Origin of the sequence: Mycolicibacterium monacense (assembly GCF_010731575.1) — a bacterium.
In the GTDB taxonomy this organism is placed as follows: domain Bacteria; phylum Actinomycetota; class Actinomycetes; order Mycobacteriales; family Mycobacteriaceae; genus Mycobacterium; species Mycobacterium monacense.
This window is the reverse complement of sequence record NZ_AP022617.1, coordinates 4294168-4309595: the sequence shown is the minus strand read 5'-3', so window position 1 is coordinate 4309595 and position 15428 is coordinate 4294168. Positions and strand designations below refer to the sequence as shown.

Here is a 15428-nt window from a genome sequence, read left to right as displayed (position 1 = left end):
TCATCCCGCCGTCGGCGGCGCAGGCCGGCCGGTCACCCGGTAGACGCGGAAACGTTCGTCGCCGGTCGCGCCGTACACCGAGTGCACGAGCGTGCCCAGCCCGGCGCCGTCCTGCCACAGGGTCGGGTACCGGATGTTCAGCGCGTCCGCGTTGCTGATCCCGGGGTTGCTCGCGACCAGGTATTGCACGCCGAAGTCCCACGGGCGGTTGAGCGTTGCGGTGAAGTCGTAGTCGCTGGTGATGACGAACTGCTTCGGCCGCTGCGAACCGAGCCAGACACCCCACGTGTTGAAGGTGTCCATCAGCACCGCGCCCTCGGGCAGGCGCTTGCGGTCGAAGTAGGCGGCCAGTGCGCGGTCGTTGACCATCAGCCGCCGGTACCACTGTTCGGTGGGTGGATACCGCTGCGGGTCGGTCAGCGACTTGAGCCCGAACTGCAACTGCTGGTTGCCGATTCGTTCGTCGGACATCGCCGTCACGGTGACCGGGATACCGATGACCAACGATGCGCACAACAGCCCCGCGCCGACGCGGCCCGCCCGCACGTCGGACCGTGCGACGGTGACCGCGCGCCGGGCGCCCGGTTGCCAGAACGCCAGCGCGACACCGATCACGAGCGGAATCGCGAGCAGGTAGAACCGGAACCAGCCGAACGTGGTCGAGGTGAACTGACCCCATGCGGCGAAGGCCAGCACCGGCCCGAGGGTGGCGACCGGGACGAGAGCGGTGGCGTTGCGGCGGAGGACGGCGAACGCCACTGCGCCCGCTGTGGCGATCAGCACGAACGGCTGCATGCCGAGGAGCCGCGCCGCGATCACCACCCAATCGTCGGAAGCCGCTCCCGCGAGCGGGCTCGCCCGGTCCATCGCCGCGGCGACCTGACTGTCGTTCCCGTACTGCGAGGACAGGGTCGCGAAGAGTTCACCGGACACCACCCATCCGGTCAGCGCCCAGATCGCGAACGCCGAGATGAGCGGGAACATCACGATCAGGACGTTCAGGATCACCGAGTTCACCCGCTGACCCCGCTGCGCGCGGTGGAATGCGACCACGGCCACCAACAGCGCCGCCCCGCACGCCGCGGGGACCGCCTCGTAGCGCGACAGGTATCCGACGCCGAGAGCGATTCCCGCCCAGGCGAGATCGCCGACCCGGTGCGAGTGCACCCACTGCATGAGATGGCGGACGCACCACACCAGGGCGAACGTCTCGGCCGCCTCGCTCATCCCGGAGGCGCCGTAGGTGACGATCATCGGGTGCAGGGCGAAACACCCGACGGCCAGCCACCGCCACACCGTGCCGACGCCGCGGTCGAGGGCGATGCGCCGCACCATCACCGCGGCGCCCGCCATGAACAACGCGCTCTGCACGACCCCCGCGAGGCCGTGGGTCTTGAGCGCCGGCCACCAGTCGGCGAGCGTCAGCACCGGGATCTCGACCAGGCTCGGCAGCGGGTTCCACACGAACCCGATCGCCGACAGGTGCGGCTGCCGGCTCATCAGCACGTATCCGGCGTTGGCCACCCGGCTCGGCGAATCGGGGTCGAACATGTTGAACCGCAGGACCAGTACCGCGCCGACGGTGAAGTACAGCGCGCTGAGCGCGGCGAACAGTGCGACGCCCCAGATGCGCCGCGGGGCGCCCGCCGTCACCGGGCGCGGCGCCGGCGTCGCATCAACACGATGACCACGGCCGCGATCGCCACGGCCACACCGACGGCCGACGACAGCACCGCCCACCACTTCCACGGGTCGCCCGGGTACTCGTTGACCAGCGCGCCGCCCTCACGCACCGTCAGGTTGACCGTCTGGTGTGCCGCGCCGGTGGCGACGACGTCGCCGGTCAGCGAGGCCCACCGGTTCGGCAGCCCGCGGATGTGGTTGAACGTGTCGTCCACCAGCGCCCAGTCCCCGGTCCCGGTGATCGACAGCACGGTGCGGGCATTGTGGGTGAACACCTGCACCACCCCGAGGGGGCCGCTGAGGTCGACGTCGGTCTCCGGAGATCCACTGATCCCGAACGTATTCGGGGCGCCGGGCAGCACCGGTGCGGGCATCGCCGCGTCGGCGAGTTCGGTCCCGCCGCCGACGGCGAGCAGCCCGGTGCCCGAGCCGACGGCGGCGTCGAACGTGGTGATGCGCGGACGCAGCGTCTCGCTGCTCTGCTGGCCCATCAGGTTGATCGCCTGCGCGGCGTACCGGAGGTGCCCCGGGCTGTCGACGGCCACGTCGAAGTCGGGGGTGAACGCCATCGGCAGCACCGGGAAGCCGCCACGGTTGTGCACGCCGGGGATCACGGTGACCGTCGACTGCGGGTCGAGGGCGAAGGTCATCCGGTCGTTCATCGGTGCGCACTCCTGATCGGGAACGTAGCGCAGCTCCAACGCCATTCCGACGTTCGACGTGACCGACTCGGCCGGGATGTCACCGGTCAGGTCCAGCACACCCGACTCGTCGAGACGACGGGTGGCCAGCACCGTCGACCCCGATCGCACCAGGATCGACGCCTCCCCGCCGACCACCGGCGTGTACCTGGCCTTCAGATGCACCCGCGCTCCGGTGATCGGCCCGACGGCGAACCGGGCGACGTCGAAGCCGGCATAGAGCGTGGTGGTGCCCAGCACCGACGCCTCACCGGTCATGCCGAGCTGGGCGAAGGTCTTGATGTCGGTCGACTCCGCGCGGTTGGGCGTGGCGTAAAGCGTTGCCGCCGAATCGGTCTGAGCCAAGGTGAAGCGGCGGTCGGCGAACAGGTCCACCTGTCGGGTGAGTTCTTCACCGGTCCCGCCGATCGCGAGCACCGCCGCCTGGGTGCCGGGGTTCTTGACCGCCATCGCGGCCTTTCCGCCTTCGCTGATCTCGATCACCCGTCGTCCAGGGGCGCCCTTGGCCGATGGAGCGCCGGAGGTGTCGAGGTCGATGCGCACCGGCATCGGCCGGTACAGACGGGTGAGCTCGGCGACGAGGGTGAGCGCGGCCTGCTGTTCGGCCGGCGTCGGCGACGGCCCGACCCGGATGACGATCTCGTCGAGGTAGCCGGGCAGGAAGTCCGATACGGTCCTGGGGTTCGGCGTCGGCCCGGTGAAGGAATTGCCGAGCTGGGTGAGCGACAGCGACGGTGGCTGGCTGCAACTGTCGGCCACGGGGCCGCGGTCGCGCAGAACGAACCTCAGGGTGGCGGTGCCATCGACGATCTCGGCGCCGGAGACATTGACGGAGAAGGGCTTCGACTCGGCCTCACGGGGCACCGGGAAGGATCCGAGGATGCTGTCGCGCCCGTCCATCACCTCGATCCGGCCGTCGGCCACGTTCACCACCGAGCCGACCTGACCGGTCAACCTGCCGGGACGCACCCCGGCGGGCACCGGGATGGACACATCGACCGGCTGGTTCTCGCCGATCAGGTCCAACCGCTCGGACACGCCGAGCGACTCCCACCGGATCTGTCCGGCCGCGCCCAGGCCGGCGACCACGGTGTTCGCCGGGTCCGCCAGTGCCACAGGCGGACCCGACACGCCCAGCGCGAGGCCGGCGACGGCGACTGCGATGACGGCGCGGGTGAGAACTTTCATCGGCGTCCTTCGGTGTGTGGGTGAGTCAGGCAGAAGGGGAGAGACCGTGAACGGTCTTCTCCCAGAAAGACGGTCGGGCGAAGAGCTGGTAGATGGCCTTGACGGCGGCGACGGACTGCAGCATCCAGTACAGCGGTGCCAGCAGTGCGGCCCACCACAGCTGCGGTTTGCCCAGCGCCGCGGTGACGATGAGCCCGGCGAACACCGAAAGGGGTGCGCAGATCAGCAGCAGGAGCAGGCAGACGTAATAGGTGACCGGCGGGAAGAGTGCGCCGATCGCGTCGGGTCTGCCGAGCACCCAGACGAACAGGGTGAACCAGAAGACCACGTTCAGCGCGCTGGTCATCGGCACGCCGCCGGTCATGTTGATCAACCGCAGGAAACCCTTGGTGCCCAGTTCGCGCCGGAGCCGCACGGGTGCGCGCAGATGGACCAGCATGGTCTGCAAATAGCCCTTGTACCAGCGCGAGCGCTGCCGGATCCAGTTCACCACATCGGAATTGGCTTCCTCGAGGGTGACCGAGTCGAGGATGAGGGTTCGGTAGCCATGGCGCGCCAACCGCACGCCGAGGTCGGCGTCCTCGGTGACGTTGAACTCGTCCCACCCGCCGATCTGGCGCCACACGCGAACGGACATGTGATTCGACGTCCCTCCGAGGGGCACCACACACCCGGCGTTCTCCACGGCGGGCAGGACGACCCCGAACCACTGGTCGTACTCGAGGGAGAAGAACCTGGTGAGTAGATTCTGCCGTTCGTTGAAATAGCCCAATCGCGCCTGTAGACAACCGATCTCGACGGGTAACCGGCGAAACGCGGCGACCGCTCGCCGCAGCTGCAGCGGATCGGGGATGTCCTCGGCGTCGTAGATCGTCAGATACTCACCGCGCAGGTCGGGTAGCGACATGCCGTAATTGCAGGCCTTGGGCTTGGTCTTCGGCAGGCTGTGCGGCACGATCACGATGCGGGCCGACTGCAGGTCGGCGCCCAACAGCGCCTCCTGGGTGGCGATGTCGTCCTCCTCGATGAGCAGGAGGATCTCCAGTTTGTCCGGCGGGTAGTCGAGTCTGCCGACGCCGTTGATCAGGTTGGTCACGATGGTCGGTTCGTCGTAGACCGGGAGCAGCACGGTGTAGACGGGGAGGTCGTCGTCGGGGACGGCCCTTGCCTCCTCGGCGTTGACGGTCACGAGGCTCGACATCCGAAGGCCTTTGAACAGCAGGTAATTGCGGTCGACGGTGGAGACCAGGTAGGTGAACGCCACCACCCCGGTGATCACCGGCGCGAGGACCGAAGGCCACGCCCAGACGACCGCCGCGAGCGCAGCGAGTACCGCGGTGACGACCGCCAGGGCTCGTGGCCCGAGCAGGCCGCGCGCCGACATGTGCGCCGGCAGCAGGGTGCCGGCCGGGTCATGCATCTGTCGTCAGACCATCCGCCGGATGGCCGGTGGCGGCGGCGTTGAGCTCGGCCCCCAGCGCGACGGCATCCCGCAGCACGATGTCGTCGACGCCTCCTGCGGCGTCCGGTTGTTGCCGGGCCACCCACAGTGCGGGGCGCAGTGACACGTCGAGCACGCTCACCGGTGAGGGCTCGGGCAGCCGACGGACACCGGTCGGCGACTGATCCGCGACGATGGTGACTCGCTGAAAGACGTTCCCGGCCTGCCACTCCCAGGCGATCGCCACCCAATCGGTGTTCCTGCCGTCTCGGGCGGCATCCGCATTCGTGTGCGCGATCCGCGCGCCGGCGGGCAACCCGGATCCGGTGGGGGCCGGGCGGTAGTTCACCGGCTGTGAGGTGGGGTACCACGTCAGGTCGCCGATCGCGGCCAGCGCCGCACGGTCCGGGGCGGTGATGACGTCGACGGCCGGCGCCGACGATCCCGAAGGCGCCGAGGGGCGGTAGCGCACGAACGTGGCGGCCGGGCCGGCGTAGCGGCTGATGAAACCGTACGACGACGAGGAGGTCAACCCGGCCGCGTTGATCCAGTCGGCCGCGGCGGTGGGCAGCGGCGCCGGACGCACCGTGGCCGGGTTCGACACGGCGAGGACACCGGCCATGGCGGCGAGTGCGGTGACCGACCGCGCCGAAATGCGGTGAGGCGCCGCCCACGCCGTCGGGCCGGACCGTGCAGCACGATGGCGGTACAGCAGCGTCACGGCGACGGGCAGCGCGGCCCCGACGAACAGCGCGGTCGCGGGCAACGGCAGATGCGGCCCGGCCGTGACGATGAATGCGGTCGCGACGACCAGGCACGCCGACGCCGCGAGCATCCGCCGGAATCGGGGAACCTCCGGGCAGGCCAGGAACACGGCGGCGGCCCCGGCGACGGCCGCGGGTGCCGCGGCCGCGGTGTCCGACCCGCCGGCGGCGGCGGTCACCAGGATCCACGGAAGCGGGCTGACGAAACTCGCCGCGGAGATCCACAACGGCCACATCCGCACGACATGCCGCACGCCGAACAGCACCGCGAGCAGGGCGGCGAACCAGACGACCGCACCGAAATCCCGCAGATGCCAGAGCGCGGCGAGGGTCGGAAGCCGGTTTCCGAGAAGTTCGATCCCGGCGAGCGCGGGAACGGCCACCATCAGGGCGATGATCCAGTTCGACTCGGTGTCTCCCACGCCCCGCGGCGGTGTCCGGTAGCCCGTGGCGATCAGCACGATCAGAACGGGCAGTGCCACGAGCTGCGGGGTGCGCGATCCGGCCGCCGACTCGGCGACGGCGGCCGCGTACCCGGCGCCGTACGCGACGGCGGTCACGACCACCGCGACGGCCAACCGGCGAGCGATCCACCCTTGGTGGGGTTGAGTCTCGAGCGACTCGTCCGAAATCCCCAGTAGTGGCCCTAAGGGCTTCGCGCCTGCGACTTCAGTAACGCCATGCTCCGATGGCACCCTCTTCGGGCGCGCAATCGGACGAAGCGCTGTATCGGCGGAAGTACCAGTTCCCACGGCGTTCCTGACTCGTAAGTAAGTTATTGACGCAGACGCCAAAGGCGTGTGCGTGCGAAGGTAGCAAATAGTTAGTCAATAACCAAACTTTTAATCTCCTGCGCGTTCAAACCTGTTCGGGCGGCCTGCTGGCCGCGATGTCGCTGATGCGGCAGGCTGTGAGGGTGCCTGACCAGACCGACTCGCGGGTTTCCGCCATCTACGTCGCGTCGCCGGAGGGCGACACAGGAAAATCCACCATCGCGCTCGGACTGCTCGACCGCCTGACGGCGACCGCGCCCCGGGTCGGGGTGTTCCGGCCCATCACCCGATCGGGGCCGGCGCGCGACTACATCCTCGAACTGCTGCTCGCACACTCCACCGCGGGTCTGACGTACGAGGACAGCGTCGGCGTCACCTACCACCAATTGCACGAGGATCCCGACAGCGCACTCGCCGACATAGTCGACCGCTTCCACCGCGTCGCCGACCGATGCGACGTGGTGCTGATCGTCGGCAGCGACTACACCGACGTGGCGAGCCCCAGCGAGCTGTCGATGAACGCGCGCATCGCCGCCAACCTCGGCGCGCCGGTCGTCCTCGCCGTCAAGGCCCGCGGGCGCACCCCAGACGACGTGGTGCAGGTCGTCGAGGTGTGTCTCGACGAGATCGCCGCCCAACACGCCTACACCGCCGCGGTGGTCGCCAACCGGTGCGATCCCGACCAGCTCACCGAGGTGCGCGAGGCGCTGAAACGTGACGGCGCCCCGCAGGTCTACGTGCTGCCCGAGGAACCGCTGCTGGTCGCACCGTCGGTCGCCGAACTGCGCGATGCCGTCGACGGGTCGATGGTCAGCGGTGACGAGTCGCTTCTCGACCGCGAGGCGTTGGATGTGCTGGTCGCCGGAATGACCGCCGAGCACGTGCTGGAGCGGCTGACCGAAGGCGTCACGGTCGTCACGCCGGGCGACCGGTCCGACGTGGTACTCGCCGTCGTGAGCGCCCATGCGGCCGAGGGTTTTCCGTCGCTGTCGAGCATCATCCTCAACGGCGGGCTGGAACTGCACCCGTCGATCGCGAAGCTGGTCGCCGGGCTCGGGCTTCGGCTGCCGATCGTCGCCACCGGGTACGGCACGTTCGAAACCGCCAGCCGGGTGGCAGGCACCAGGGGCCGGGTGACCGCGGCCTCGGTGCGCAAGATCGACACCGCGCTGACGCTCATGGAGACCCACGTCGACACCGCAGAACTGCTGAGCCGCCTGGCGATCCCGATCCCGACGGTCGTCACGCCGCAGATGTTCACCTACCAGCTGCTCGACCAGGCCCGGTCGGATCGCAAACGCATCGTGCTGCCCGAGGGGGACGACGACCGGATCCTCAAAGCGGCCGGGCGCCTGCTCCAGCGCGGAGTCGCGGACCTGACGATCCTCGGCGAGGAGGCCCCGGTACGCGCGCGCGCGGCCGAACTCGGTGTCGACCTCGCGGCGGCAACGGTGCTCGACCCGCGCACCAGTGAGCTGTGCGACCAGTTCGCCGAGCAGTACGCGGAACTGCGCAAGCACAAGGGCGTCACCGTCGAGCAGGCCCGCGAGATCATCCACGACGTCTCGTACTTCGGCACCATGTTGGTGCACAACGACATGGTCGACGGCATGGTCTCCGGTGCCGCGCACACGACGGCGCACACGGTCCGTCCGGCGTTCGAGATCATCAAGACCCTGCCCGATGTGTCGACGGTGTCGAGCATCTTCCTGATGTGCCTGGCCGACCGAGTGCTCGCCTACGGCGACTGCGCGATCGTTCCCGACCCGACATCCGAACAGCTGGCCGACATCGCCATCTCGTCCGCGCGCACCGCTGCGCAGTTCGGCATCGAGCCGCGGGTGGCGATGCTGTCCTACTCGACAGGGACCTCCGGTACCGGCGCTGACGTCGAAAAGGTCCGCGAGGCAACGGACCTGGTGCACAAGCGGGAACCCGACCTGCTCGTCGAGGGGCCGATCCAGTACGACGCCGCAGTGGAACCGTCGGTCGCCAAGACCAAGATGCCGGATTCACCCGTCGCCGGCCGCGCCACCGTGCTGATCTTCCCCGACCTCAACACCGGCAACAACACGTACAAGGCGGTGCAGCGCAGCGCAGGGGCCATCGCCATCGGTCCGGTGCTGCAGGGGCTCAACAAACCGGTCAACGACCTGTCACGCGGTGCGTTGGTAGAGGACATCGTCAACACGGTCGCGATCACCGCGATCCAGGCCCAGGGAGATCGATGACCCGCACAGTGCTCGTGCTCAATTCCGGGTCCTCGTCGCTGAAATTCCAACTGCTCGAACCGGACTCCGGGGTCTCACTGGCCGACGGGATCGTCGAGCGCATCGGTGAGGATTCGTCGTCGGCGAGCCTGGTGTGCGGTGAGCGGGAGGTCACGCACAGCGACCGGGTACCCGACCACGAGGCCGCGCTACGTACGGCATACGGCCTGTTCGACGAGGCCGGCGCCGAATTGGGCAGCGTCGGTCTCGTGGCGGTCGGGCACCGCGTCGTGCATGGTGGGCCCGATCTCTACCAGCCGACGCTGATCGACGACGCGTTGGTCGACACGCTCGAGAGCCTGGCCCCGTTGGCGCCTCTGCACAACCCGCCCGCGGTCCTCGGCATCCGCGGGGCTCGTAAGGCCTTCCCGGACCTGCCCCACGTCGCGGTGTTCGACACCGCCTACTTCCACGACCTACCGGCTGCGGCAGCCACATACGCGATCGACCGGGACCTCTCCGAGCAGTGGCACATCCGGCGTTACGGGTTTCACGGCACCTCACACCAGTACGTCAGTGAGCAGGCGGCGCTGTTCCTCGACGTCCCGCTGTCGTCGCTCAGCCAGATCGTGTTGCACCTCGGCAACGGAGCGTCGGCGTCGGCGATCCTCGGCGGCCGCCCGATCGACACCTCGATGGGCCTGACGCCGATGGAGGGTCTGGTGATGGGCACCCGATCCGGCGACGTCGACCCGGGAGTGCTCGTATACCTCTGGCGCACAGCGGGAATGAGCGTCGACGAGATCGAGACGATGCTCAACAAGCGGTCCGGGGTCCGTGGTCTCGGCGGTGAGATCGACTTCCGGGTGCTGCACCAGCGGATCGAAAGCGGTGACGAATCCGACCGGGAGAACGCGCAACTGGCCTACGACGTGTACATCCACCGGCTGCGGAAGTACATCGGCGCGTACCTCGCGCTGCTGGGGAGCACCGACGTGATCGTCTTCACCGCAGGTGTGGGCGAAAACGACGCCGCCGTGCGACGCGACGCGCTGTCGGGCATGGGACGGCTGGGCATCGAGTTGGACGAGCATCTCAACGAGAGCCCGTCGCACACGGCGCGGCGCATCTCGGCGGAGACGTCGCCCACCACGGTGCTCGTCATCCCCACCAACGAGGAGTTGGCGATCGCCCGGGCGTGCGTGGAGGTCATCTGACGATCAAAGATGATGACCGCAAACCCGCGAGATTCGCGCGGAGTTCGGCATAGGATGCGCTGATGGTATTCGGGGGGATCACCGGGTGGGCGGAGTGCCCGTCGTGATGCAGGTACTTCAAGCGGTCGCGGCGAACCCGCTGCAACGACGGATCCGGCGCGACAAGCTCACATATCTCGGATACCAAAAGCTGCGCAGCCTCTCGCGTGCTGCAGAAGCGGTGCGGGAGGTGCCGGGGTGCGTCATCGAATGCGGCCTGGCGCTCGGAGGCTCGGGCATCATGTTGGCCACCGAGTTGCCGGACCGACCGTTTCACGGCTATGACGTGTTCGCGATGATTCCGCCGCCGGGGCCGAACGACCCCGCGAAGGCTCACGATCGGTATGAGGTGATCGCGTCGGGCCGTTCGGAGGGGCTCGGCGGGGAGACGTACTACGGCTACGTGGACGATTTGTTCGACCGGGTGTCCGACTCGTTCGCCAGGTACGGGGTGCCCACCGGCGACCGGATCCACCTCCACAAGGGTCTGTTCGAGGACACCCTCGACCCACAGTGGCCGGTCGCGTTGGCGCACATCGACTGCGACTGGTACGACCCGGTGAAGCTGTGCCTCGAGCGGTTGACCCCGTGGTTGTCACCGGGTGCGCGGGTGATTCTGGACGACTACTCCGACTATGGCGGGGCGAAGAAGGCGACCGACGAGCACGTCGCCGCCCATTCCGGATTCAGCGTGGAGCGCGATGCCGGGCACCGGGTGCTGGTCTACAAGCCGGGAGCCTAGAACGTGCTCATCGGGCGCACGCTGTTCGCCAGGTCGATCAGCGCGTAGCGGTGCGCCTGCGTGGGCGCGACGCGGGCCAGCGCGCGTAGCGACGCCTCGACGCCGAGCTGTAATCCGTATTCGGTGAACGGGAAACCCAGGATGTGGTTGGTGTTCGCCGAGTTGTCGACCAGCCAGTCCATCGCCGTGCCGAGCACCAGCGCCCGGATCTGCAGCACCCGCGGTTCGGTGTCGGGCAGCGCCTCCACCCGGCGGGCGGCATCGCGGATCTGCTGTTCGGTGATCTCATTCGACGAGCGGCCCGACAGCAGCGTCACCGCACTGGTCAACCGGGCGGTGGTGAAATGGCGTGAGGTGGCAGGGACTTCGTCGAGTGTGCGCACGGCTCCGTTGCGGTCACCCTCGGCGGACAGCGCCCGTGCCAACCCGAACCCCGCCGAGATGATGCCGTGGTCGGTACCCCACACCGTCTCGTAGAACTTGCGCGACGGTGCGTGGTCGAGGTCGGAGCCGGCGAGTTCGGCGGTGGCCGCCAACGCCAGCTTCGGCGCCAGCTCACCGGGCACCGTGTCGAGCACCTCGGTGAAATGCTTTGTCGCCGACTCGTAATCGGCCGAAAGCAATTCGGCGACCGCGCGGAACCACACCAGCCGCCACCGCCAGCCGACGCGCGTGGCCAGGTCGTCGAGCTTGCGGGTGGCCTTCGCGACGTCGCCGAGATCGAGCAGTGCTCGCGCCTCCATGAGCGGCAATTCGACGGACTCCGACAGGTCGATGCCCTCGGAGTCCAATGAGCCGTGCCGGGCGGCCCGCAACTGATCGAGGGTCTGCACCGGTTCGCTGAGCACGCTCGCCGAGAGCACGGCGGCGCCGACGTCGGTCGGATCCACCAGCGGTACGGGCAGCGCCCTGACGATCTCCTGGGCGGTCAACTTCTCCGAGTGCACCTGGCCGTCGACGTAGACGTCGGTGTGCGCGACCAGCAGGTCGATGCCGAACGTCGACCGGGTGGGTGAGAACACCGTCGACAGGCCGGATCTCGGCACACCGGTGTCGCGGGCCACCACCTCACGCAGCACACCCAGCAGCTGCGACGACATCTCCTCGGAACTGGCGAACCGGCGCCGCGGGTCCGGGTCGATCGCGCGGCGCAGCAACCGCCCGAACGAGTCGTACTGCGCGAGCACCGGATCGTCCTCGGGCAACCCCTCGACGTAACGGCCCTTGCGCGTGCGCAGTTCGAGCGTCAAGGCCGCCAGCGTCCGGCCGACGGTGTAGATGTCGCTCTGCACGGTCGGACCCGTCCGCACGATCTCCGGAGCCTGGTATCCCGGCGTGCCGTACAGGTAGCCGAACGAGTTGATCGTCGAGACCGCACCCAGGTCGATCAGCTTGACTTGATCCTCGGTCAGCATGATGTTCTCGGGTTTGAGGTCGTTGTAGGTCAGTCCCAGCGAGTGCAGGTAGCCCAGCGCCGGCAGGATCTCCAGCATGTAGCCGATGGCCTGGGCGACCGGAAGCCGTTGCCCCCTGGCCTGTTTGAGTGACGTTCCGCCGACGTACTCCATCACGATGTAGCCGACGGGGTTGCCGTGCTTGTCCTCGTGCTCGACGAAGTTGTAGATCTTCACGATCCCCGGATGCGTCACCTCGGCGAGGAACTGCCGCTCCGCCATCGCGATGGCCTGGGCCTCGGCGTCGCCGGAGTGCACCAGACCCTTGAGCACCACCGGCCGTTCGTTGACGTTGTGGTCGAACGCCAAATACACCCAGCCGAGCCCGCCGTGGGCGATGCAGCCCTTGATCTCGTACTGGTCTGCGACCATGTCACCCGGATTGAGCTGCGGCAGAAACGAATACTGGCTGCCGCAGTGCGGGCACCAGCCTTCCGAGAGCGCCTTGCCGTCCGACGTCGAACGCCCGACCGGTCGCCCGCAGTTCCAGCAGAAGCGCTTGTTCTCGGCGACCACCGGGTTGGTCATCAGCGCTTCGAGCGGATCCTTGGCGGGCACCCGCGGGATCTCGACCAGCCCGCCGCCGAGCCTGCGGACCGGCGACAGCGTCCGGATCGCCGTGGTGGCGTGGTCCTGGGGTTCGGTGTCCCCGGTGTGCACGCTGATGCTGTCGGAGTCGTCGAAGTCGGGGCGGAACACCGCCTGGGTCGCCATCGGCCGTACGGTCGACGCCGAATCCAGATCGAGATCGTCGAGGCTCGCCGGCTGGGTGCCGGGTTCGTCGTCGACGGCGGGGTCGAGGTCGTGGTCGGAGGCAGCCATCAGTCCACGTACCTCGCCACCGGCGGTGCGGGTGCGGGACCCAGCACCGTCAACCACTTGCGGTACAGCGCATACCAGGTGCCGTCGTTGCGGATGCGCTGCAGCGTCCCGTTGACGAACCGCACCAACCCGGTGTTCTCCAGGTTCACCCCGATCCCGTAGGGCTCCTGGTTCATACTCGGCCCGACGATGTGCAGATAGGGGTCCTGCGCCACGAGCCCCGCCAGGATCGCGTCGTCGGTGCTGACCGCGTCGACCTGCCGCTGCTGCAACGCCACCAGGCAGTCCGCCCACGTCACGGTGGACACGATGATCGGCGGGGGGCTGATCTGCTGGACCCGCCGCAGCGACGTCGTCCCCTTCACCACACACACCCGACGGCCCGACAGGTCCGCGGCCCGCGTGATCGCCGAATCCCGTGGCGCCAGGATCCGCTGGTCGGCGTTGAGGTACACCGTGGAGAAGCCGACCTTCTTCTTGCGCTCACACGTGATCGTCATGGTCTTCACGACGACGTCCACCTGATTGTTCTGCAGCGCGACGATCCGGTCGGCCGACGACAGGATCCGGTAGTCCACCTGGGCGGGGCTGCCGAAGATGTCCCGGGCGATCTCACCGGCGATGTCGACGTCGAACCCGGTGATGTCGCCGGTGATCGGATCGCGGAAGGAGAACAGATTGCTGCCGATGTCCAGTCCGACGATGAGCCTGCCGCGTTCGCGGATGTACGCCACCGCGGCGTCGGCCTCGGCGCGGGTGGGGAAGGGCCGCAGGCTCGCCCGGCGGTTGCAGTCGTCGGTCTCGGGTATCGGCAGCCGCGCCTGTTCGGGTGGAAGTTCCTCCATCCCCGCCGGGGTGGGCGGCGCGAGCGTCACCCCGGGTGTCGGCACCACCGACGCCGCCTGGCCACAACCCGCCAGCACCAGAACCGTGGCACTGAGCAACGCGAGCAGCCTCTTCATCACCGGTACTCACTCAGTCGTGGCCACAAGCCCAGCGCCACCGCCACCGCCGCGATCACGCTGAGCGCCGCGGCGCCCGCCGTCGCACCCGACAGCACCCGCCGGGCGTTGAGGATGTCGTTGCGCAGCTGGCTCCGGCTCTGCTCGATCGCCTTGGTCAGCGCATCGTTGAGCTTGTCGAACGCCGGGGTGGAATCGTCCTCGCCTGTGCCGAGCGCGACCTGGGTGGCGGCCTGGTAGTTGCCGACCGCGATGTAGGCGTTGATGCGGTCGTCGGCCGCCCGCCACCGGGCCAGCAGGTCCTCGGCGGCGACCAGGTCGGTGCTGTCGATCGCGTCCTCCCGCGCGAGGTAGTCCGCCAGCTTCTTCTGCATACCGTCGATTCGCTGGTAGTAGGACTGTTTGCGGACCTCCTCGTCGCCGCGGCGGATCAGCGCGAGCGTCTCGTCGGCGCGGGCCTGCTGCGCGGTGATGGCCAGGGTGGTGATCGTCTTGAGCGATTCGGCGCCTGCGCCCCTGGCGCTGCGGCTGTCGGTGGTCGAGATCGTCAGCGCGGTACCGACCCACAACACCATGATCAACACCGCCAGACCGCCCGCGACGAAGCCGATGTTCACCCGCCGCCGGGTGCGCCGGGCCAGCCAGCGGTTGGCGAACAGACCGAACAGCAGCGTCGCGAGCACCACGAGGATGACCGGCGCCGGGATGCGGGTGGATGCGCCGGTCTCCTGATCGACCTGCGCCGAGGTGCGCTCGTAGAGCCGCTCGGCGTCGGGCAGGATCTTGGTCTGCATCAGCGACGACGCCTCGGACAGGTAGGACGAGCCGACCGGGTTGCCCGCCCGGTTGTTGGTCCGCGCCGTCTCCACCAGTCCGGTGTACACCGCGAGTTCGGCGTTGATCCGGCCGAGCAACTGAACCAGCTCCTCGTCGGTCAGCCCACTCGAGGCCCGCGTCAGAGCGACCGCGGCGTCGGTGATCGCCTGTTCATAGCGCTGGCGCACGTCGCGCGGTTCGGTGCCGGCGATGAACGCCGTCGCGGCGGCGGCATCGGCGACCGAGAGCCGGCTGTACAACTCACCGGCGGCGAACGACAGGGGTTCGGTGTGGTTGAGGACGGTGGTGAGCGCCCGCTGGCGGTCGTTGATCGTCGTCGATGTGGCGAAGGCGCTGGCGATCGCGAGAGCGGCGAGCACGATGCCGATGGTCAGAATGCGGCCCGGCGTGGTCCACAGGAAGAACCAGCGCGGATGGGCGGGAGTGGTCGGCGACCGGGACGCCAGCGGCTCGGTCGAGGGATGCGCCAACTCCACAGTCACCTGCGCGCGGTCCTCATCTCTCCGGCAACTTCCCGACCGTCCGACTCTATAAAAGAATCCTAAGAGGTTCTGTCACGGCTCGCGCCCAATCGAGCGGAGCCGTACAGGTTGGG

Annotated in this window: 10 protein-coding genes; 3 read left to right on the top strand and 7 right to left on the bottom strand. The window is 68.5% G+C overall.

Going from position 1 to position 15428, the window contains the following annotated elements; genetic code table 11:
- Genes G6N49_RS20655 through G6N49_RS20640 form a run of 4 tightly spaced genes read right to left on the bottom strand, consistent with a single transcriptional unit; the run spans position 1 to position 6337 of the window.
- Positions 1–1653, bottom strand: coding sequence for a glycosyltransferase family 39 protein (locus G6N49_RS20655; RefSeq protein ID WP_083045059.1), 1653 nt, complete (start codon positions 1651–1653; stop codon positions 1–3).
- Positions 1650–3572, bottom strand: a complete 1923-nt coding sequence (locus G6N49_RS20650; protein ID WP_083045060.1) for a cellulose biosynthesis cyclic di-GMP-binding regulatory protein BcsB — start codon at positions 3570–3572, stop codon at positions 1650–1652. Before G6N49_RS20650 ends, G6N49_RS20655 begins: the two co-directional genes overlap by 4 nt.
- A gap of 25 nt (positions 3573–3597) precedes the next feature.
- Positions 3598–4992 (bottom strand): glycosyltransferase family 2 protein, encoded by a 1395-nt coding sequence (locus G6N49_RS20645; protein WP_083045061.1) that lies wholly within the window; start codon positions 4990–4992, stop codon positions 3598–3600.
- Positions 4985–6337, bottom strand: coding sequence for a hypothetical protein (locus G6N49_RS20640; protein WP_235679557.1), 1353 nt, complete (start codon positions 6335–6337; stop codon positions 4985–4987). Before G6N49_RS20640 ends, G6N49_RS20645 begins: the two co-directional genes overlap by 8 nt.
- Positions 6338–6693: 356 nt before the next feature.
- Between G6N49_RS20640 and pta the strand changes: the two genes are divergently transcribed.
- The 3 genes from pta to G6N49_RS20625 all read left to right on the top strand — a co-directional run bounded on the left by pta (position 6694) and on the right by G6N49_RS20625 (position 10758).
- Positions 6694–8781, top strand: a complete 2088-nt coding sequence (pta, locus tag G6N49_RS20635) for a phosphate acetyltransferase (RefSeq protein WP_235679556.1) — start codon at positions 6694–6696, stop codon at positions 8779–8781.
- The gene (locus G6N49_RS20630) at positions 8778–9977 is read left to right on the top strand and encodes an acetate kinase (protein ID WP_083045064.1); all 1200 of its coding nucleotides are present in this window, start codon (positions 8778–8780) and stop codon (positions 9975–9977) included. Before pta ends, G6N49_RS20630 begins: the two co-directional genes overlap by 4 nt.
- Positions 9978–10062: 85 nt before the next feature.
- A complete protein-coding gene (locus G6N49_RS20625; RefSeq protein WP_235679555.1) occupies positions 10063–10758 on the top strand; it encodes a TylF/MycF/NovP-related O-methyltransferase in 696 nt (231 codons plus the stop codon).
- Here G6N49_RS20625 and G6N49_RS20620 read toward each other — a convergent pair.
- From G6N49_RS20620 to glnX, 3 genes are read right to left on the bottom strand one after another with little or no spacing between them, the layout of a single operon-like run.
- Positions 10755–13034 (bottom strand): serine/threonine-protein kinase PknG, encoded by a 2280-nt coding sequence (locus tag G6N49_RS20620; RefSeq protein WP_011557966.1) that lies wholly within the window; start codon positions 13032–13034, stop codon positions 10755–10757. The two genes, G6N49_RS20625 and G6N49_RS20620, sit on opposite strands and share 4 nt — an antisense overlap.
- Positions 13034–13996, bottom strand: a complete 963-nt coding sequence (locus G6N49_RS20615) for a glutamate ABC transporter substrate-binding protein (protein WP_064871990.1) — start codon at positions 13994–13996, stop codon at positions 13034–13036. Before G6N49_RS20615 ends, G6N49_RS20620 begins: the two co-directional genes overlap by 1 nt.
- Positions 13996–15315 carry a protein kinase G-activating protein GlnX gene (gene glnX, locus G6N49_RS20610; RefSeq protein WP_011557968.1) on the bottom strand — a complete coding sequence of 440 codons (1320 nt, stop codon included), beginning with the start codon at positions 15313–15315 and terminating at the stop codon, positions 13996–13998. Before glnX ends, G6N49_RS20615 begins: the two co-directional genes overlap by 1 nt.
- Positions 15316–15428 lie beyond the last annotated feature (113 nt).